The organism is Delftia sp. 11MD (assembly GCF_050907895.1).
Taxonomy (GTDB): Bacteria; Pseudomonadota; Gammaproteobacteria; order Burkholderiales; family Burkholderiaceae_C; genus Comamonas; species Comamonas tsuruhatensis.
Genome location: NZ_CP194333.1, coordinates 5,007,588 through 5,027,648 on the forward strand (window position 1 = coordinate 5,007,588; position 20,061 = coordinate 5,027,648).

Sequence of the window (20,061 nt, forward strand, 5' to 3'; positions counted from 1 at the left end):
GATGGCATCGTTCACTTTGATTCAACAATGAGCACACCCGTCTCGGCGCCATCGGAGATGGCCTTCTTCTGCCTGCTGGCCCGCAGCGCCAGCCTGTCGGCCACGGCCCGCGAGCTGGGCATCACCACGCCGGCGGCCAGCAAGCGCCTGTCCCAGATGGAGGCGCGGCTGGGCGTGCAGCTGGTCAGCCGCACGACGCGGCGCCTGGGCCTGACCGATGAGGGCCAGACCTACCTGGCCCATGCGCGGCGCATCCTGGACGACATTGCCGCCATGGAGCAGGCCGTGGCCGGCATGCCCGGGCAGCCGCAGGGCCTGCTGCGCATCAATGCCACGCTGGGATTCGGGCGCAGCCATATCGCGCCGCTGATCGCCAGCTTCGTGCGCAGGCACCCGCAGATCCAGGTGCAGCTGCAGCTGTCGGCCTCGCCGCCGCCCCTGGTCGATGACAGCTTCGACCTGTGCATACGCTTTGGCGAGCCGCCGGACGCGCGCGTCATCGCGCGGCGCCTGGCGCCCAACCGGCGGCTGCTGTGCGCGTCTGCCGCCTACCTGGCGCGGCGCGGCACGCCGGCCACCCCGCGCGAGTTGATGCAGCATGACTGCATCGACATCCGCCAGGGCGACGACGCCCACGGCGTCTGGCGCTTCACCCACAACGGCCCCGGCCGCAAGACCGAAGCCATCCGCCTGCGCGACAGCCTGAGCACCAACGATGGCGAGATCGCCGTGGGCTGGGCCCTGGCCGGCCTGGGCATCGTCATGCGGGCCGAATGGGATATCGCCCGCTACCTGCGCAGCGGCCGCCTGGTGCAGGTGCTGGCCGACCATGCCACGGCACCGGCCGACATCCATGTGGTCTATCCGCAGCGGCATGCGGCAACCCAGCGCGTGCAGCGCTTTGTGGAGCACCTGGCACGGCACTTCGATACGGCCGCGCCCGGTTTCTGAAAAGGCATGCCGTATGCGGGGAAACGCCAATAAGCAGTAGACAGAAACTGTATACAACTCTTGTGGCCAGCCGCTATGATGGCCGGATGGAGACTTCCACCACCAGTTTCATTGTCGAGAGCCTGACCCGGGCCATCGTCGAACACCGTCTTCTGCCCGGCACCAAGCTGGCCGAGCAGAAATTGGCAGACCATTTCGGCGTCTCGCGCACCCTGGTGCGCCAGGCGCTGTTCCAGCTGTCGCAAAACCGCCTGATCCGGCTCGAACCCGCGCGCGGGGCCTTCGTGGCCACGCCCTCGGTGGACGAGGCGCGCCAGGTCTTCGCCGTGCGCCGCATGCTCGAGGCCGAGATGGTGCGCGCCTTCATCGCCCAGAGCACGCCGGCCAAGATCCGCGCGCTGCGGCAGCACGTGGCGGCCGAGAAAAAGGCCATGGACGGCAACGACGTCGGCCAGCGCACCGAGCTGCTGGGCGACTTCCACGTGCGCATGGCCGAACTCATGGGCAACGAGGTGCTGGCCCAGCTGCTGGGCGAGCTGATCTCGCGCTGCGCGCTGATCACGCTGATGTACCAGTCCAGCACGGCCGCCGAGCATTCCCATGACGAGCATGCCGAAATCGTCACGGCCCTGGCCGGCGGCGACGCCGACCATGCCGTGCAGCTCATGCAGCAGCACCTGGACCACGTGGAAGCCGGCCTGACCTTCGACCGCGACATGCCGACCAGCGATCTTTCGATGGCCCTTTCCTCCGTATCCGCATGACCTACGACGCCACTGCCCCCTATCCCCGCGACCTGATCGGCTACGGTCGCACGCCCCCCCACGCCCGCTGGCCCGGCCAGGCCCGCGTGGCCGTGCAGTTCGTCCTCAACTACGAAGAGGGCGGCGAGAACTGCGTGCTGCATGGCGATGCCGCCAGCGAGCAGTTCCTGTCCGAAATGTTCAATCCGGCCGCCTACCCCGAGCGCCACATGAGCATGGAAGGCATCTACGAGTACGGCTCGCGCGCCGGTGTCTGGCGCATCCTGCGCGAGTTCGAGAAGCGCGGCCTGCCGCTGACCGTGTTCGGCGTGGCCACGGCCCTGCAAAAGCACCGCGAGCTGGCCCAGGCCTTCGACGAGCTGGGCCATGAAGTGGCCTGCCACGGCCTCAAGTGGATCCACTACCAGAACATTCCCGCCGAGGTCGAGCGCGAGCACATGCGCCAGTGCATGGAGATCTTCGGCGAGCTGTATGGCCACGATGGCGACCACGGCCTGGGCTGGTACACGGGCCGCGACAGCCCCAACACCCACCGCCTGGTGGCCGACGACGGCCGCTTCGCCTACGACAGCGACTACTACGGCGACGACCTGCCCTTCTGGATGAAGGTCGGCAGGAGCGACGGCAGCACCCGCAGCCAGCTCATCGTGCCCTACACGCTGGACTGCAACGACATGCGCTTCGCCCTGCCCCAGGGCTACTCGCACGCCGACCCGTTCTTCCAATACCTGAAGGACACGTTCGACGCCCTCTACGCCGAGGGCGATCCGGCCGGCGATGACTCCCCCAAGATGATGAGCATTGGCATGCACTGCCGCCTGCTGGGCCGCCCCGGCCGCATCACGGCACTGCAGCGCTTTCTGGACCACATCCAGCGGCACGACAAGGTCTGGGTCTGCCGCCGCATCGACCTCGCGCGCCACTGGGCGCACCACCATCCCGACAAGGAATAACGCAGCATGGCTCTGACGCTGGAACAACTCAATGCCGCCGACCTGGCCACCGCCACCGGTCTGCTCGACGGCCTGTACGAACACTCGCCCTGGATTGCCGAGGCCGCGCTGGCCCGGCGCCCCTTCCGCTCGCTGGCACAGATCAAGTACGCCATGGCCCAGGTGCTGGACAAGGCGCCGGTGCAGGCCAAGCTCGACCTGATCCGCGCCCACCCGGAGCTGGCCGGCAAGGCCATGGAGACCAACACGCTCACGGCCGAATCCACCAACGAGCAGAACAAGGCCGGCCTGACCCGCTGCACGCCCGAGGAGCTGGAGCACATCCGCAAGCTCAACGCCGAGTACGGCAAGCGCTTCGGCTTTCCCTTCATCCTGGCCGTGCGCGGTCCGCGCGGCGCGGGCCTGGCCAAGGCAGAGATCATCGAGACCTTCGAGCGCCGCCTGCACAACCACCCCGACTTCGAGCTGGGCGAGGCGCTGCGCAACATCCACCGCATTGCCGAGATCCGCCTGAACGACAAGTTCGGATACACGCCCGAGCTGGGCAACGATGTCTGGGACTGGCAGGAAAAGCTGGCCCAGCACAGCGACCCCGGCTATGCCGAAAAGGGCCAGCTCACCGTCACCTACCTCACCGACGCCCACCGCGCCTGCGCCCAGCGCATCAGCCACTGGATGCGCGACTGCGGCTTCGACGAGGTCGAGATCGACGCCGTGGGCAACGTCGTGGGCCGCTACAAGGCGGCCACCGACGATGCCAAGACCCTGCTGACCGGCAGCCACTACGACACCGTGCGCAACGGCGGCAAGTACGACGGCCGCCTGGGCATCTTCGTGCCCATGGCCTGCGTGCGCGAGCTGCACCGCCAGGGCAGGCGCCTGCCGTTCCACATCGAGGTCGTGGGCTTTGCGGAAGAGGAGGGCCAGCGCTACAAGGCCACCTTCCTGGGCTCGGGCGCGCTGATCGGCGACTTCAAGCAGGAATGGCTGGAGCAAAAGGACGCCGACGGCATCACCCTGCGCGAGGCCATGCAGCATGCCGGCCTGTGCATTGACGACATCCCGAAGCTGCAGCGCGATCCGGCCCGCTACCTGGGCTTCATCGAGGTGCACATCGAACAGGGCCCGGTGCTCAACGAGCTGGACATCCCGCTGGGCATCGTCACCTCCATCAACGGCAGCGCGCGCTACATCTGCGAGATGATCGGCATGGCCAGCCACGCCGGCACCACGCCCATGGACCGCCGCCGCGATGCCGCCTGCGGCGTGGCCGAGCTGGCGCTGTACATCGAAAAGCGCGCCGCGCGCGACGGCACCTCGGTGGCCACCATGGGCCAGCTCAATGTGCCCAGCGGCTCGGTCAACGTGGTTCCCGGCCGCTGCCAGTTCAGCCTGGACCTGCGCGCGCCCACCAACGAGCAGCGCGACGCCATGGTGGCCGACATCCTGGCCGAGATCGAGGCCATCGCCCAGCGCCGTGGCCTGCGCTACAGCACCGAGCTGGCCATGAAGGCCGCCGCCGCCCCCAGCGCCCCCGAATGGCAGCAGCGCTGGGAAGCCGCCGTGGACGCCCTGGGCGTGCCCCTGTACCGCATGCCCAGCGGCGCCGGCCACGACGCCATGAAGCTGCATGAAATCATGCCCCAGGCCATGCTGTTCGTACGCGGCCTGAACGCCGGCATCAGCCACAACCCGCTGGAAAGCTCCACCGCCGACGACATGCAACTGTCCGTCGATGCCTTCTCCCACGTACTGAACCAACTGGCCCAAGAGCAGCAATGACCAACATGAACCAAGACAAGCAAGCCACCTACGCCGCCCTGGACGCCTGGATCGACCAGCATTTCGATGAAGAGGTGCAATTCCTGCAGGCCCTGGTCCAGGTTCCGACCGACACCCCGCCCGGCAACAACGCCCCCCACGCCGAGCGCACGGCCGAGCTGCTCAAGACCTTCGGCTACGAGGCCGAGAAGCACACCGTGCCCGAGGCCGAGGTCAAGGCCTACGGCATGGAATCCATCACCAACCTGATCGTGCGCCGCCCCTACGGCAGCGCAGGTGACGCCGGCGGCGGCCTGACCATTGCGCTGAACGCCCACGGCGACGTGGTGCCGCCCGGCGAGGGCTGGACCCAGGACCCCTATGGCGCCGCCATCGAGGACGGCAAGCTCTATGGCCGCGCCGCCGCCGTGAGCAAGAGCGACTTCGCCACCTTCACCTACGCCGTGCGTGCGCTCGAAGCCGTGGCCAAGCCCTCCAAGGGCGCGGTGGAACTGCACTTCACCTACGACGAGGAATTCGGCGGCATCCTGGGCCCCGGCTGGCTGCTGGCCAACAACCTCACCCAACCCGACCTGATGGTCGCGGCCGGCTTCAGCTACGAAGTCGTCACCGCCCACAACGGCTGCCTGCAGATGGAAGTGACCGTGCAGGGCAAGATGGCGCACGCCGCCGTGCCCCACACGGGCGTGGACGCGCTGCAGGCCGCCGTGGTGCTGATGAACGCGCTGTACGCCGAGAACACCAAGTACCAGCAGGTGACCTCCAAGGTGCCGGGCATCAAGCACCCCTACCTGAACATCGGCCGCATCGAAGGCGGCACCAACACCAACGTGGTGCCCGGCAAGGTCGTGCTCAAGATCGACCGCCGCATGATCCCCGAGGAAAACCCGGCCGAGGTCGAGGCCAGCATCCGCGCCGTCATTGCCCAGGCCATTGCCGACTTCAACGCCAAGGGCGGCTACACGGGCGAGGATGCCGTGCGCGTGGACATCAAGCGCCTGCTGCTGGCCAATGCCATGACGCCGCTGGCCGGCAACAAGCCCCTGGTGGACGCCATCCAGGCCCATGGCGAAGCCGTCTTCGGCGAAAAGCCCCCGGCTGTGGGCACGCCGCTGTACACCGACGTGCGCCTGTACGTGGAGCGTGGCATTCCCGGCGTGATCTACGGTGCCGGCCCGCGCACCGTGCTGGAGTCCCATGCCAAGCGCGCCGACGAGCGCCTGGTGCTGGAGGACCTGCGCCGCGCCACCAAGGTCATCGCGCGCATGCTGTGCGACCTGACGGCCTGACCGCCTGACGGCCCGCATCAAGGCCTGACCCCCAAGCCCGGCGCCGCCGGGCTTTTTTGCGTCCGGGCACCGCATCGGGGCGCGTGCACCTCCGCAGCCCATGCCGTGCACCCGAGCCGCGCCCGAACCACGCCCGAGCCGCGCCACAGCGGCCGCCAGGCACCAGCACGGTGCCTGTTGCTTGCTTGGCGCTTGCCTGGCGGCTGGCATCCATCTTGCAATGCACCATGGCACTCCCGCCCTGGCAGGCGATGCGCACCAAAACGGGTTGGCGCGACTGCCGCAACAGGGTTTACCGGGAGCAGAAATTTCCCATGATCTGTATACACTTTTTGTATGGATGTTGGTGCCAAACCCTGTCACGCCGGCGTCCGTTCCCATAAATCCCGAGGAGACAAATCCCCATGCAATCTTCCGTTCATCCCGTCGATGAGATGCTGCCCGCAGGCAAGCTCACGGCGCTGGGCCTGCAGCACGTTCTCGTGATGTATGCGGGCGCCGTGGCCGTGCCCCTGATCGTCGGCCGCGCACTCAACCTGCCGCCCGAGCAGGTGGCCCACCTGATCTCGGCCGACCTGTTTTGCTGCGGCCTGATCACGCTGATCCAGGCCATGGGCGCGACCCAGTGGTTCGGCATCAAGCTGCCCGTGATGATGGGCGTGACCTTCGCCAGCGTGGCGCCCATGGTGTCCATGGCGCAGACCACGGGCGGTTCGGCGGGGGCGGGGCTGATCTTCGGCTCGGTGATCGGGGCGGGGATCGTATCCATCCTCATCGCCCCGCTGATCAGCCGCATGCTGCGCTTTTTCCCGCCCGTGGTGACCGGCACCATCATTGCCGTCATCGGCATCAGCCTGATGCGCGTGGGCGTGAACTGGATCTTCGGCAACCCCGTCGGCCCCACCGCGCCCAGCGTGCCCAACCCCGAGCACCTGAAATGGCTGGCCGACGCCCAGGCCACGGCCGGCGCGCCAGGCTCCTCGCTGCCGCCCGTGCCCAAGGGCTTCGCGGTCGTGCCCACCATTCCCAACCCCAAGTACGGCGACCTGACCGGCGTGGGCATCTCGGCCATCGTGCTGTTGTCCATCCTGCTGATCGCGCGCTTTGCCAAGGGCTTCCTGGCCAACGTCTCGGTGCTCATGGGCATCCTGATCGGCGGCGTGCTGTCCGTGGCCATGGGCCTGATGGACTTCAGCAAGGTCGCCAAGGCCGAATGGTTCACGATGGTGCTGCCCTTCGAGATCGCCACGCCGGTGTTCGACCCCATCCTCATCCTCACCATGAGCCTGGTGATGGTGGTGGTGATGATCGAGTCCACCGGCATGTTCCTGGCCCTGGGCGACATGACCGATCGCAAGATCAGCCAGGACGAGCTGACGCGCGGCCTGCGCACAGACGGCCTGGGCACGCTGATCGGCGGCATCTTCAACACCTTCCCCTACACCAGCTTCTCGCAGAACGTGGGCCTGGTCGCCGTCACCGGCGTCAAGAGCCGCTGGGTCTGCGTGGCCGGCGGCGTGATCCTGATCGTGCTGGGCGTGCTGCCCAAGATGGGCGCCCTGGTCGAGTCCCTGCCCACCGTGGTGCTGGGCGGCGCGGGCCTGGTGATGTTCGGCATGGTGGCCTCCACCGGCATCCGCATCCTGAGCAACGTGGATTTCCAGACCAATCGCAACAACGCCATGATCGTTGCCGTGTCCATCGGCGTGGGCATGATTCCGCTGGTGGCGCCGAATTTCCGCCAATGGATGCCCCACGCCATTCATCCGTTGATCGAATCCGGTATCCTGCTGGCCTCGATTACCGCGGTGGCATTGAACATTTTCTTCAACGGAGCCAGCAGCGATACCTCTGCTGCCGTCCAGGCCGCACGCCAGGCAGACGCCCACTGATGAAACAGTGCCCGCCCTGGCGGGCACGCCCAACAATCGCCCGGCCTACCCGCCGGGCTGTGCGCCCCCTGCCGTCCATAGGCGCCAGGGGGCTTGTTGTCGAAATCCCTGAGGCAAAACTGTCCTGACCCTCATAGGCTGTAGCTATCCGGTAAGCTCCGAGAGCATTTGCAGAGAATTCCTGTATGACCCAAAACCTGTCCAACGCCGAACAAGCCCTGCGCGACGCAGCCCGCGAATACCATCGCAGCCCCAACAAGGGCAAGATCTCCGTCACGCCCACCAAGCCCTTGTCCAACCAGCGCGACCTGTCGCTGGCCTATTCGCCCGGCGTGGCCTACCCCTGCCTGGACATCCAGGCCGACCCCTCGCTGGCCGCCGAATACACGGCGCGCGGCAACCTGGTCGGCGTCATCACCAACGGCACGGCCGTGCTGGGCCTGGGTGACATCGGCCCGCTGGCCGGCAAGCCGGTGATGGAAGGCAAGGGCTGCCTGTTCAAGAAGTTCGCCGGCGTCGACGTGTTCGACATCGAACTGGCCGAGCGCGATCCGGACAAGCTGATCGAGATCATCGCCTCGCTCGAACCCACGCTGGGCGGCATCAACCTCGAGGACATCAAGGCGCCCGAGTGCTTCTACATCGAGCAGGAGCTGTCCAAGCGCATGAACATCCCCGTGTTCCATGACGACCAGCACGGCACGGCCATCATCTCCAGCGCCGCCCTGCTCAACGGGCTGGAGCTGGTGGACAAGCAGATCGGCAACGTCAAGATCGCCGTCTCCGGTGCCGGCGCCGCCGCCATCGCCTGCGTGAACGTGATGGTGGGCCTGGGCGTCAAGCGCGAAAACGTCTTCATGTGCGACTCCAAGGGCGTGATCTACGAAGGCCGCCCCGGTGGCCTGGACGCCTCCAAGGCCCAGTACGCGCAAAAGACGGACGCCCGCACCCTGGCCGATGCCGTCAAGGATGCAGACGTCTTCCTGGGCTGCTCGGCTCCCGGCGTGCTCACTGCCGACATGGTCAAGACCATGGCCGACAAGCCCATCATCCTGGCCCTGGCCAACCCCGAACCCGAGATCCGCCCCGAGCTGGCCAAGGCCGTGCGCCCGGACTGCATCATGGCCACGGGCCGTTCGGACTACCCCAACCAGGTCAACAACGTCCTGTGCTTCCCCTACATCTTCCGTGGCGCGCTGGACTGCGGCGCCACCAAGATCACCGAAGCCATGAAGCTGGCCTGCGTGCGCGAAATCGCCGCACTGGCCAAGCAGGACGTCAGCGATGAAGTCGCCGCTGCCTACCAGGGCAAGGAGCTGAAGTTCGGCCCCGACTACCTGATCCCCACGCCCTTCGACACCCGCCTGATCCTGCGCATCGCGCCGGCCGTGGCCAAGGCTGCCGAAGAGTCCGGCGTCGCCACCCGCCCCATCGCCGACTACGACGCCTACCGCGAGAGCCTGACCCGCTTCGTCTACCAGACCAGCATGTTCATGCGTCCGGTGTTCGCCGCTGCCAAGGCCAACCAGCAGCGCGTGGCCTATGCCGAAGGCGAGGACGAGCGCGTGCTGCGCGCCGCCCAGGTCGCCGTCGATGACGGCCTGGCCAAGCCCATCCTGATCGGCCGCCCCGCCGTGATCGAGGCCCGCATCGCCAAGGCCGGCCTGCGCCTGGTGCTGGGCAAGGACGTGGAGATCTGCAACCCCGAGGACGATCCGCGCTTCCGCCAGTACTGGGAAACCTACCACCGCCTGATGGGCCGCAACGGCGTCACGCCCGAGACGGCCAAGGCCGCCGTGCGCCGCTCCAACACGCTGATCGCCGCGCTCATGGTCCACCTGGGCGATGCCGACGCCATGCTCTGCGGCCTGGTCGGCAAGTTCGACAGCCACTTGGCCCATGTGCGCGACGTGCTCGGCCTCAAGCAAGGCGCCGGCGAGTTCGCCACCGTCAACGCCGTGATGCTGGACAGCGGCACGCTGTTCATCGCCGACACCTACATCAACGAGGCGCCCAACGCCACCGAGCTGGCCGACATCGCCCGCCTGGCGGCCGAGGAAGTGGCCCGCTTCGGCCTGCCGCCCAAGGTGGCCTTCCTGTCGCACAGCAACTACGGCTCGTCCAGCCGCCCCTCGGCGCTGAAGATGCGCGCCGCGCGCGACCTGTTCGCCGCCGCCAACCCCGACGTGGAATGCGATGGCGAGATGCACGGCGACTCCGCCCTGTCCGAAGCCATCCGCGACCGCGCCCTGCTCGAGTCCTCGCTGCACGGCGAGGCCAACGTGCTGATCTGCCCCAACCTGGACGCCGCGAACATCCTGTTCAACGTGCTCAAGACCACGGGCGGCCACGGCACGACCATCGGCCCCATCCTGCTGGGCGGCGCTGCCGCAGCCCATGTGCTGACCCCCTCCGCCACCGTGCGCCGCGTGGTCAACATGACGGCCCTGGCCGCAGCCCAGGCCATCGCTGCCCGCGGCTGATCAGCGCCGCACCCAAAAAAGGCGCCCCTTCACAGGGGCGCCTTTTTTACGCCCCCTGCCCCGGCAGGAGCGGCATAAGCCCGGCTAGAATACGCAGCTTCGGAGGTTTGGGTGAGTGGTTTAAACCAGCAGTCTTGAAAACTGCCGACGGGCAACCGTCCGTGAGTTCGAATCTCACAGCCTCCGCCAGATCCTTGTATCAACCGACAGGCGGCCAAAGAGCCGGCCATGTTGCACAGCGCCCCGATGCCGCAAGGCAGCGGGGCGTTCCTGCGTCTGGGGCATTGGCGGGCACCTCAGCGTGGCGGCTCGTGGTTGGTGACGAAGTCGGCGGGCACGTCCGGCCCCCAGACGTAGAGCGAATCCTCGGGAGGATGGTCGGCCGCAGGCCACACCGCGCCCGCCTCGACAAAGTCGATGTCGCAGGAGTACTCGGCGAAGCTGCCCCACGGATCGCGCACATAGCGAAAGAAGTTGGAGCCCAGCACATGCCTGCCCACGCCCCAGCCCTGCGTATAGCCCGCCTCAGCCATCTGCCGGGCGCCGATGCCCACGGCATCGACAGAAGGCACGCACCAGCTGCTGTGGTGCAGGCCGGGTCCATGCGATGCGGCCAGTGCCAGCAGGTGATGGTCGCTGCCGTGCGGGCTGTGCAGGAAGGCGATGACCGAGCCCGAGCGGTCCGAGAGCCTGAGTCCCAGCACATCGGTGTAGAACGCCAGCGCGGCATCCACGTCGGCGCAGAACAAAAGCACATGCGACAGGTGCAGCGGCCGGATCTGCGGCATGAGGCTGCGAGCCGGCGCGCGGCCGGCATTGCAGCAGGCCGGCGGCAGCTCGTGCGGTGCGGGCGCCGACGGAGAGCTCTTGGCGGCTGCACGCAGCTGGATGGGCACCCCGTCGGGGCTGGCGATCCAGATACCGTCGGTCTGCGCACCGGCCGGCGCAGGAATGCGTGCGATCCCCGCGCCGTCGATCCGGCGCGAGAAGGCATCGAGATCGGCCGCATGGATGCCCAGGCTCAGCCACTGCAGCCGCTTGTGCGTTGCGGCCTCCAGCACCCGCGCCCAGCGGTGGGGGTGCCCGTAGGTGTGCAGCGCCAGCGCGCCGTCGATGTCGCGCACCTCGAGCCCGAAACTGGCGTAGAAATGCCGCGCCGCTTCGAGATCGGGCACGCTGAAGACGAACTCATCGATCGAATGCACGGCCGGCTGCCCGGCCGTGCCGGATGCCGTTCCAGATGGCGTGGGAAGGCCGCTCATGGTGTCCCCTCCTTTGCATGTTCACTGTGCGAAGACCGGCGGGCAGCGCCACGCGGCCGGTGGGCGGGCGAGGCCATCACCGCACCCGCTGGAGCTGCCGCCCAAGAACCCCGCCGTCCAGCGTCATGACATCGCCGGACTTCAGGAAGCGGGGCGGCTTCATGCCCAGGCCGACACCTGCAGGCGTGCCGGTGATGACAAGGTCGCCGGGCAGCAGCGTCATGAACTGGCTCAGATAGGACACGAGACAGGCCACCGGAAAAATCATGTCTGCCGTGCTGCTGCGCTGCATGACCTCGCCGTTGACGGACAGCGTCAGTTCGATGGCCTGGGGGTCGGGCAGCTCGTCGGCCGTGACCAGCCACGGCCCGACCGGGCCGAAGCCATCGAAGCTCTTGCCCTTGCCCCATTGGCCGTTGCGCTTGATCTGCCAGTCACGCTCGGAGATGTCGTTGGCCAGCAGGTAGCCGGCCACATGCGCGAGCGCACCTTCCACGGGGATGCGGCTTGCGCGCGTGCCGATCACAAAGCCCAGTTCGATCTCCCAGTCGGTGGCAACCGACGCTTCGGGCAGGCGCACCTCGTCGTCCGGCCCGGCCAGCGATGAAAGCGCCTTGTGAAAGACCACGGGCTCCTTCGGAATGTCGAGACCCGACTCCTCGGCATGCCGCCGGTAGTTGAGCCCGATGGCAACGAACTGGCGCGTGCCGGCGACAGGGGCGCCCAGGCGGCTGCCATGCGCCACCAGCGGCAACCGCTGCAGATCGACGGCGGCCAGCGCGGCCAGCCTGCCGGGCGCCATCCACTCGGGCGTGAAATCGGGCACCAGGTCCGACAGGTCGCGCGCCTGGCCCTGGGAATCGATGGCGCCGGGCTTCTCGCAGCCGCTGGCGCCGTGGCGTATCAGTTTCATGGTCTGTCTCCTGGAACGGGAGGTGGGAAGTGGGAAGGAAATGGATCGGGACGCGGGCCCTGCATGCGGGTTGAGCCTCAGAAGCTATGCCGCACGCCGGCAGCGAAGCCGTTCTGCGAACGCCCGGGGGCGGGCGCGGCGCCTGGCGCCGCATTGCTGACCGACAGCGCAAGTGCTCCCTCGTTGGACAGATGCCCTGCGGTCGCATACAGCGTGGTGCGCTTGGACAGCGAATACTGGGCCCGCAGGGCAAAGAGCCGGGCCCCGTCGTCGCTTCGCCTGAAACGCAGATCCAAGGCCTGCGCGTCGAGGGTCAGGGCCGGTGTGGCGGCGACACTGGCGCCCAGGTACCAGAGATCGCTGCGTGGCGCGTCGGGACGGCCGTCGTTGTGGCGGGCAATGACCCCGGCGCCGAGCTTCCATGCCCCCCAGCGCACCCATCCCGCGGCGGTGGAGCGACGGTCCTTGCGCGCGCTGCTGGTCAGGCCTGCGAAGGCGCCGGGGCCTCCACGGATTTCATCGACGGCCAGCGCGATGCCCCAGGCCTTGGCCTCGTACTTGAGCATTGCCGACCATTGCCGGCAGGCGCTGAAGTCGCCCGGCTGCTCGCCGGGGCAGTTGGTTCCCGCGGGACCGGGGCCCGCATTGACGGCATCACGGCCCAGGCTGTAGGTCGCGCCGACGGTGAAGCCGCCAAGGCCGGCACGCCACGCAAGCGCGTTGTCCGCGCGCGCATTGGGCAAGTAGCTGTCCAGCGAGGCCGCACCGTAGGCATTCGGGCCGAGGATGTCCGCATCGAGCTGGGACCAGTACAGCATGGTGTACTGGCGCCCCAGTGTGAGGCTGCCCCAGTCGCCGGACAGGCCGACGAAGGCCTGGCGCCCCCAGGCGCGCCCGCCCTGGTTCAGCACGCCCGCGTCGAGCGCCAGGCCCTGCTCCATCGTGAACAGGGCACGCAGGCCGCCGCCCAGGTCCTCCGAGCCGCGCAGGCCGATGCGCGACGGCACGCTGCCGGTGAGGCCCGGCATGCGGTTCAGCGAAGCGCCTCCCTGGCCCACATCGGTCAGGTGCTCGACGGATGCATCGAGCAGGCCATAGAGCGTGACGGCCTGGGCCAGGGCGGGTGCCGAGGGCACGGCAGCAGCACCGGCCAAGCATAGCGCGGCGCGAACAGGAAAGGAGGGGTGTGGCATGTTGTCTCCTGAAAGTGATGGATGTCGGCAAGGACGGCGAAAGCGCAGACTCAGGCGCAGGCCGGCGTCCCCCGGCCGGACTGGCCAGGGTCACGAAAGCGCAAGGCCGGACGGCCCGGGGAGCAGGCGGCCGGATGGGCCGGGGCTAGCCGGGCCCCACCGGCGGGGTGCGATGGCCCAGCGCCAGCGCCATGACCTCGGTCGGCTGCGCCGCACCGTCGCCGCGCCAGGCGATGTGGTGGTCCGGGCGGATCAGGACGCGGTCGGCGCCATACAGCGCACGCGTCTGCCCGTCTTCGCTCATCACCACATCCAGCCGGATGCCGTATTGCGCAGCAGCCTGCCTCCAGCGTTCCAGCCCGTCCGGGCCGTCCGGGCCGAATGCGAGCAGTGTGAAATCGCGTCCGAAGTCATCGAGCAGGGACCGGTCCGGCCCCGTTGCCACATGCGGAGCGCGCGTGCCGGGATAGCCGCCAGGCAGGTAGCGGTTGGGCTCGTCCGGCGGGGGCTCGGCCAACTCCCGGGCGACGACGGGGCTGTCGGCATAGCGCAGGCCCAGTTGCAGCCCCGGGATGTTGAACTCGCGTGCCACATGCTCCGAAAGTGCCTGCCCGAGCGCATGGCGGGCGCCGTCGCCCGCAGGACCCTCCTGCTCCACTGCGGCCGTGACCGGCAGGCATCCGATGCTGTCGGCCATGCTGCGTGCAAAACTGGTGTTGCGCTGGGCGATCGGCCGCCGCTCGGCCTCATAGCTGTCCAGCAGCGCCGGGCCGGCCGCCCCCTGGATGGCCGCCGCCAGCTTCCAGCCCAGGTTCACGACGTCGTCCACGCTGGTGTTGTAGCCCATGCCGCCCGTGGGCGTGAACAGGTGCGCCGCATCGCCGGCGATGAACATCCTGCCGTGCCGCAGGCGCTCGGCCACCAGGGCATAGCCCGCGTTCCAGGGGGTCAGCGCGATCAGCTCGTGCGCAAAAGGCCGGCCGACGACGGCCTGCAGCGCCTGCTGCGGATGGAAATCGGCAGGCTGGGTGCCTTGGGGCAGCTGCACGATCAGCACGAACCGGTCCACGCCGTCGATGGCGCACAGCAGGCCGCGCTGCCCGGGACCGACGGCCCAGTACTGCCAGGCCCTGGGCTTGCCGATCAGCCCGTACAGACCGGGAGCGCGGAAGTAGATGGACATCATCTGGCCGCCCAGGAAATCGCGCCGCTCGCTGCCATGGCCTGCGTAGACGACGCCCATGGCCTGGCGGACCAGGCTGCGCGGCCCGTCGCAGCCGACCACATAGGCGGCCTGCAGCAACTCGGTACGGCCCGTGTCCGGCTCGCGGCATTCGATCTGGACTGCGCAACCGGTGTCCCGCACCGCCTCGGCCCTCAGGCCAAAACGCAGCACGGCGCTGGCATGGCGTTCGGCCTGCGCCCTGAGCACGGGCTCGATGAACATCTGCTGCGCCCGATGCGGCAGCTCGGGCGTCGGCCAGGCCTGTTCCCCGTAGTCGCCATAGGCCGTGCCCGAGGCGGCCTCCTCGGCCGAGGGAATGCGAAAGCGCGCCAGCTCGGGCCCCGTGAGCCGCGTGCAATAGACGACGTCCTGGGGGTGCGAGGGCGGCAGGCCCAGCCTGCGCACCTGGTCGGCAAAGCCCCGGCGGCGGTAATGCTCCATGGTCCGGGACGAGGTGGCATTGGCCTTGGGCAGCGTCGGCGGCCCGCTGCGCTCCTCGATCAGCACGCACGGTATGTCCCTGCAGCCCAGCTCGATGGCCAGCATCAGCCCTGCGGGCCCTCCTCCGATGATCGCAACTTCGGTCTTCATGGCGTCTCCCCGGGGCTCAATCGACGGTCACCTTGACGCGGCGCAGCACTTCGGCATAGCGCTCGCGGTCGGCCTGCATGAGGTCGGCAACCTGCCTTGCAGGGCCGATGCTGGTGAAGAAGCCGAAACCGGCCAGGCGATCCCTGACGTCAGGCGCGGACAGGGCCCGGTTCACCGCCTCGTTGATGCGCTCGGCGACGGCCGGCGGCGTGCCCTTGGGCGCCATGAGCGCGACCCAGGTCAGCGCATCGATGCCGGCCGGGCCACCGGCCTCCTGCACGGTCGGCACATCGGGCAGCGCCGGGGAACGCTGGCTGTCCGCCACGGCAAGAAAGCGCAGCTTGCCAGCCTGCTGCAGGGGGCCGGACGTCGCAATGCTGCCGTAAGCCCAGTCCACCTCGCCCGTCGACACGGAGGCGTACAGCTGCGAAGTCTCCTTGTAGGGGACATGCATCATTTCGACACCCATGGCGGTCGCGGCCCGGGCCGCGCCCAGATGCAGCGGCCCGCCCACCGCATTGGAGCCATAGGTCATGCCGGGCTTGCGCCGCGCCGCCGCCATCAGTTCGGCCAGGCTGTGGAAGGGGCTTTGCGCGCCGACCACCACGAAGAAGGCGGTCTTGTAGAGCAGCGCCACCGGCGTCAGCTCGCTTTGCGGGTCATAGGCCAGCTTGCGCAAGACCAGCGGATTGATGGACAAGTGGCCTACGTCCACCACCACCAGGTCGTTGCCCGTGGGCGGCGCGTTCTTCATCGAATTGATGGCCACCACGCCGGCCCCACCCGGCCGGGGGTCGACGACGACCGGCTGCCTCCATTGCGCCGAGAGCTTGTCGGCGACCAGCCGGGCCACCACGTCAGGGCCGCTGCCCGCGGGAAAGGCGCTGGTGATGCGCACCGTGCCGCCGGCGGCCGTCTGCGCGGCGACGGAGCCCGCCGCCAGGGTTGCCAGCGCACAGGCGCCGGCCCATTTCCTAATGCTCATGCTGCTTGTCTCCTATGGAGTCGCCGGGCTGTGCCGACGTTATGGAGGGCATGCTAGGTCTGGCAGGCCGGCTGCGGCAGAGGGCAGAAACGCCTCAGCGATGCATGGTCGTTATCACTGGAGCGTTCCGCAGCGGCTCAGGCGCGGCGGAGCCCGCATGCACGGCCCCTGCGGGAAATCCCCTGGCCTTGGCGCGCTCGGAAACGGGCATAAACACGCTCCGACCGATGCCCAAACTTCATCACCTTCGCAATTTCGTCGCCGTTGCCCGGGCACGCAGCCTGCGCAGCGCCGCCCGCAGCCTGGGCCTGACCCAGCCGGCACTGACGCGCAGCGTGCGCGAGCTGGAAGCCGAGCTCGGCGTGGCGCTGTTCCAGCGCCATGCGCGCGGGGTATCGCTGACCGTGGCGGGCGAGCGATTCCTGCTGCGCGCGCAGGCCGCGCTCGAGGAACTGCGTCGCGGCAGCGAGGAGGCCGCCCAGGCGCGCGGCGAAATGCAGGGCCATGTCGCCGTCGCTCTGTCCAGCGCCCCCGTGCTGTCGCTGCTGGCCCGCGCCTATGCCCAGTTCCGGCGCGACTGGCCGGATGTGCACCTGCGTTTCGTCGAAGGCCTGTTCCCGGCCGTCGAGCCGGCGCTGCGCGACGGTCGGCTGGACTTCTATCTGGGCCCCCGGCCCGAGAGGCAATTGAGCGCCAGCTACCAGGTGGCCCTGGTTCACCGCAACGAGCGTGTCGTGCTGGCCCGCCGCGGCCATCCGCTGCGCACCGCGGGCAGCCTGCAGGCGTTGCTGGAGGCGGACTGGATCGTCACCGGCCTGCGCGAGCGCCGCGAGGAAGAGTTCGAGGAGCAGTTCTCCGCGCTCGGCCTGCGCAGCCCGCGCGTGGTGACGGTCGCCGAATCGTTGATGGCCCTGCTGGCGCTGCTGGCCAGCAGCGACGCCCTCGCCTTCTTGCCGCGCCAGTGGGCCGATACGCCCCTCTTCAACGGTGTACTGGAGCCCATTGCCGTGCGCGAGAGCCTGATGGCACCCGACATCGTGCAGGTCACGCGTGCTGCGCTGCCCCTGACGCCCGCCGCGGAACGCCTGTCGATGCTGCTGCTGCGCGCGGCAGTCCACGACTTCGGCGAGCCGGCCGGCGCCTGAGCCGCGGCCGGCGTCTCCACAATATCTTCACACAATCTTTACATTGCATTGACCAGGCAGACATATTCTGCCGGACTCATAGCGCCTCGCGTAAGCCAAGAGTCCGTAGCCAACGCTGAAGCTCCCGTTCGACCGCCTTCCTGGGAATTTCCCCTGTGCCAGCGCACTTGTCATCGCCGCTGGCATTTCCTATGACCCATCCCGTCCCCTCACAAGCAGCGAGCACGATCACGCGAAGCGCTCCGCTGGCCATGCCCGCACCGTCGCTTTCCCTGGACATCAAGGTCCTCATCGGCCTCCTTCTCTTTACGGTGGTCTGGCTGCTGCAGATCGACAGCTCCAGCCTCACGGCACCCAAGGACAACCTCGAGCAGCTGACCTGGGTGCACAGCCTGGAATGGGGCTACTACAAGCATCCACCGCTGCCGACCTGGTTGTTCTCGGTGCCGGTCAATGTGTTCGGACTGTCTGCCCGCACCAGCTATGTGACGGGCGCGCTTTTCACGCTGGCCGGCCTGTTTGTCTTCTGGAAGCTGATGCAGACCTTGCGCGGCAGCCGCCATGCCACGCTGGCCCTGCTGGCGGCCCTGTGCATCACCTACTACAACGAGCGGCTGCACTTCTTCAACCATGAAGTGGTGCTGATGCCCTTCTTCGTGGCCAGTGCCCTGCTGGTGTGGCGTGCGGTGGGCAGCAGGCAACTGCACTGGTGGGCGACCCTGGGCTGCTGCCTGGGCCTGGGCGCACTGGCCAAGTACCAGATGATCCTGGCCGCCGTGGCCGTGTTCCTGTTCTGGATCGCTTGCGGAGCCTGGCGCGAGCGGGTCCATGTCATCGGCCTGGCACTGGCAGCTGCCATTTCGCTGGCCATCATCTCGCCGCACCTGTACTGGCTGTTCCTGAACGACTTCGGCCCCATCCGCTATGCCACCGAATCCTCGCTGGGCGCCAGCCTGGGCGGCGGCGCAAGACTGCTCAATACCTTGCACTGGCTGGCCGACCAGCTGTTCAACCGCGCATTGCTGGCCTGGGTGCTGCTGGGACTGGTGATGGCATTGCACCGCCGCAGCCGCCTTGCGCCGCAGGACACACCGCAGCGTCCCGGGACAGCCGATGCATCGCGGGCGCTGATCCTGTGCTTTGGCCTCACGCCCATCGTGCTGACCTGCGCCATCGGCATCTTTGCGGGCTCGTCGCTGCAGCTGCACTGGGGCACGCCCTTTCTGCTGCTGGCCGTTCCCGTCGCCATGGAGCTGGCCGGTGCCAGGCTGCAGCCGTCGCGCATATCGATCACCACCGCCATCAAGTGCTTCGTGGCGCTTCAACTGGCCTTGCTGCTCGTGGCCCAGATGACCTCGGCGCGCAGTGAATTGCGGCTTAACAGCCGGCACTGGAGAAACTTCGATTCAAAGGCCTTGAGCCAGGCGCTTGCCGAACCCGCGCGCGAGGCGCTGGGCGGCGATATCCGCGTGATCGCAGGCCCCACGGCCGAGGCCAAGGCCCTGGCCCTGAAGCTGCGCGAAAAGCCGCTGGTGCTGATCGATGGCCGCATGGACATCAGCCCCTGGATTTCCCAGCACATGGTGGATGCCTGCGGGGTGCTGCATCTGCAGCTGGCGGCATCGCAGCCGCCCGGACACCAGCCGGTGGGCGAAGGCTTTCCCTCCCTTTACTGGCGTGTCACCCCGCCGCAGGAGGATGCGGGCAACTGCGTCGAAAGCTGAACGAATACGCTGCTTGCCGGCCGCGCCTGTCGGCATTGCACGATTCCAGTGCTGAGAATCTCCACCGTGCCCATGAAATCCCCTTGCGAAGAACTCATCGACATGCTGGGCCAGCCCTATGACGCCGGCGAAGTGGCCCGACTGCTTGGCCCATTCGATCCGGAGGTCTTCGCGCCCTGAGGACCTGGCGGCCAAACCGCTCCTTGCATCCTCAACCCAGGGCAGGCGCTCGCAGATACCCCATCAGCACCTGCACGATGCCATCCTCCAGGGCCTGGGGGGTGAACATGGCAGGCGGATCGATGACGGCGGCATGCACCAGGGACTCCATGGTCTGCAGCAGCATCCAGGTGGCCAGGTCCAGATCGCGGTGGGCGAGCTGACTGCGGTGCAGCTCCAGGAGCTGGCGCACCTGGCGGAAGATGCCGCCGTCGGCCGCGCTTTGCTCGCGCGGCGCGTCGAAGAAGGGGAATTCCTTTTCCAGCACCCGGTGCAGATCGGGCTCGACCCGGTGCGCCGCCAGCAGCGCCCGGACCATGGCCTGCACATGGCCTTGCAGGCCCTGCGGCCGCTCTGCAGCAAGCACGGCGGCAATGGCCGCGTACATCTGCGCGGCGTGGCGCTCGTGCAAGGCCGTGATCAGCGAGTCCTTGTTGGGAAAGTACTGGTAGAGCGAACCCACGCTCACGCCTGCGCGCTCGGCCACCAGATTGGTGTTGGTGGCGGCATAGCCGCGCTCGGCCAGAACGCGAGCCGCAGCTTCCAGAATGGCCTCGACCGTGGCAAGGGAACGCGCCTGCCGTGGCTGCTTGCGGGGCTGGGGCGGCTGCCGCTGCGCCGCCTGCGAATGCGAGTTTTCAATGCGAGCCATGGCTCATATTCTCCTGGACATGTGACCTGAGTTTTTAC

General features: G+C 68.1%; 15 protein-coding genes and 1 tRNA gene. 10 read left to right on the plus strand and 6 right to left on the minus strand.

The annotated features are described in order from the left end of the window. Positions 1-27: 27 nt before the first annotated feature. The 8 genes from ACRSCF_RS22930 to ACRSCF_RS22965 all read left to right on the plus strand — a co-directional run bounded on the left by ACRSCF_RS22930 (position 28) and on the right by ACRSCF_RS22965 (position 10,303). Entirely contained in the window at positions 28-951 is a 924-nt protein-coding gene (locus ACRSCF_RS22930; RefSeq protein ID WP_016449787.1) for a LysR family transcriptional regulator, read from the plus strand. Between the two features lie 86 nt (positions 952-1,037). Then, a complete protein-coding gene (locus ACRSCF_RS22935; RefSeq protein WP_012204034.1) occupies positions 1,038-1,715 on the plus strand; it encodes a GntR family transcriptional regulator in 678 nt (225 codons plus the stop codon). Next, positions 1,712-2,668, plus strand: coding sequence for an allantoinase PuuE (gene puuE / locus ACRSCF_RS22940; protein WP_013803714.1), 957 nt, complete (start codon positions 1,712-1,714; stop codon positions 2,666-2,668). Before ACRSCF_RS22935 ends, puuE begins: the two co-directional genes overlap by 4 nt. Positions 2,669-2,674: 6 nt before the next feature. After that, positions 2,675-4,450, plus strand: a complete 1,776-nt coding sequence (uraD, locus tag ACRSCF_RS22945; RefSeq protein WP_034366638.1) for a 2-oxo-4-hydroxy-4-carboxy-5-ureidoimidazoline decarboxylase — start codon at positions 2,675-2,677, stop codon at positions 4,448-4,450. Then, positions 4,447-5,739 carry a M20 family metallopeptidase gene (locus ACRSCF_RS22950; RefSeq protein ID WP_016449789.1) on the plus strand — a complete coding sequence of 431 codons (1,293 nt, stop codon included), beginning with the start codon at positions 4,447-4,449 and terminating at the stop codon, positions 5,737-5,739. The genes uraD and ACRSCF_RS22950 overlap by 4 nt, the downstream gene beginning before the upstream one ends. A gap of 404 nt (positions 5,740-6,143) precedes the next feature. Further along, positions 6,144-7,631, plus strand: coding sequence for a nucleobase:cation symporter-2 family protein (locus ACRSCF_RS22955; protein ID WP_034366640.1), 1,488 nt, complete (start codon positions 6,144-6,146; stop codon positions 7,629-7,631). Between the two features lie 185 nt (positions 7,632-7,816). Further along, complete coding sequence (locus ACRSCF_RS22960; protein WP_012204029.1) at positions 7,817-10,114, plus strand: NADP-dependent malic enzyme; 2,298 nt, start codon at positions 7,817-7,819, stop codon at positions 10,112-10,114. 101 nt (positions 10,115-10,215) lie between these two features. Then, positions 10,216-10,303: transfer RNA gene (locus ACRSCF_RS22965), tRNA-Ser, on the plus strand. A gap of 107 nt (positions 10,304-10,410) precedes the next feature. On the opposite strand, the gene ACRSCF_RS22970 is transcribed toward ACRSCF_RS22965, so the two are convergent. From ACRSCF_RS22970 to ACRSCF_RS22990, 5 genes are all read right to left on the minus strand, one after another. After that, complete coding sequence (locus ACRSCF_RS22970) at positions 10,411-11,376, minus strand: VOC family protein (protein ID WP_034366642.1); 966 nt, start codon at positions 11,374-11,376, stop codon at positions 10,411-10,413. A gap of 76 nt (positions 11,377-11,452) precedes the next feature. Next, on the minus strand, positions 11,453-12,289 hold the full coding sequence (locus tag ACRSCF_RS22975) for a fumarylacetoacetate hydrolase family protein (RefSeq protein WP_017405613.1): 837 nt from the start codon (positions 12,287-12,289) through the stop codon (positions 11,453-11,455). Between the two features lie 77 nt (positions 12,290-12,366). Continuing rightward, positions 12,367-13,482, minus strand: coding sequence for a porin (locus ACRSCF_RS22980; protein WP_244386665.1), 1,116 nt, complete (start codon positions 13,480-13,482; stop codon positions 12,367-12,369). 145 nt (positions 13,483-13,627) lie between these two features. Then, entirely contained in the window at positions 13,628-15,298 is a 1,671-nt protein-coding gene (locus tag ACRSCF_RS22985; RefSeq protein WP_244386667.1) for an FAD-dependent monooxygenase, read from the minus strand. Between the two features lie 16 nt (positions 15,299-15,314). Next, positions 15,315-16,283: a Bug family tripartite tricarboxylate transporter substrate binding protein gene (locus ACRSCF_RS22990; protein WP_244386669.1), complete on the minus strand. Its 969-nt coding sequence runs from the start codon at positions 16,281-16,283 to the stop codon at positions 15,315-15,317. A 227-nt stretch (positions 16,284-16,510) separates the two neighbouring features. Between ACRSCF_RS22990 and ACRSCF_RS22995 the strand changes: the two genes are divergently transcribed. Both ACRSCF_RS22995 and ACRSCF_RS23000 read left to right on the plus strand, forming a co-directional pair. Then, entirely contained in the window at positions 16,511-17,428 is a 918-nt protein-coding gene (locus ACRSCF_RS22995) for a LysR substrate-binding domain-containing protein (protein WP_016449796.1), read from the plus strand. 191 nt (positions 17,429-17,619) lie between these two features. After that, positions 17,620-19,152 carry an ArnT family glycosyltransferase gene (locus tag ACRSCF_RS23000; protein ID WP_244386671.1) on the plus strand — a complete coding sequence of 511 codons (1,533 nt, stop codon included), beginning with the start codon at positions 17,620-17,622 and terminating at the stop codon, positions 19,150-19,152. A gap of 211 nt (positions 19,153-19,363) precedes the next feature. Here ACRSCF_RS23000 and ACRSCF_RS23005 read toward each other — a convergent pair whose 3' ends face one another. Next, a complete protein-coding gene (locus ACRSCF_RS23005; RefSeq protein WP_013803729.1) occupies positions 19,364-20,023 on the minus strand; it encodes a TetR/AcrR family transcriptional regulator in 660 nt (219 codons plus the stop codon). Between the last annotated feature and the right edge of the window lie 38 nt (positions 20,024-20,061).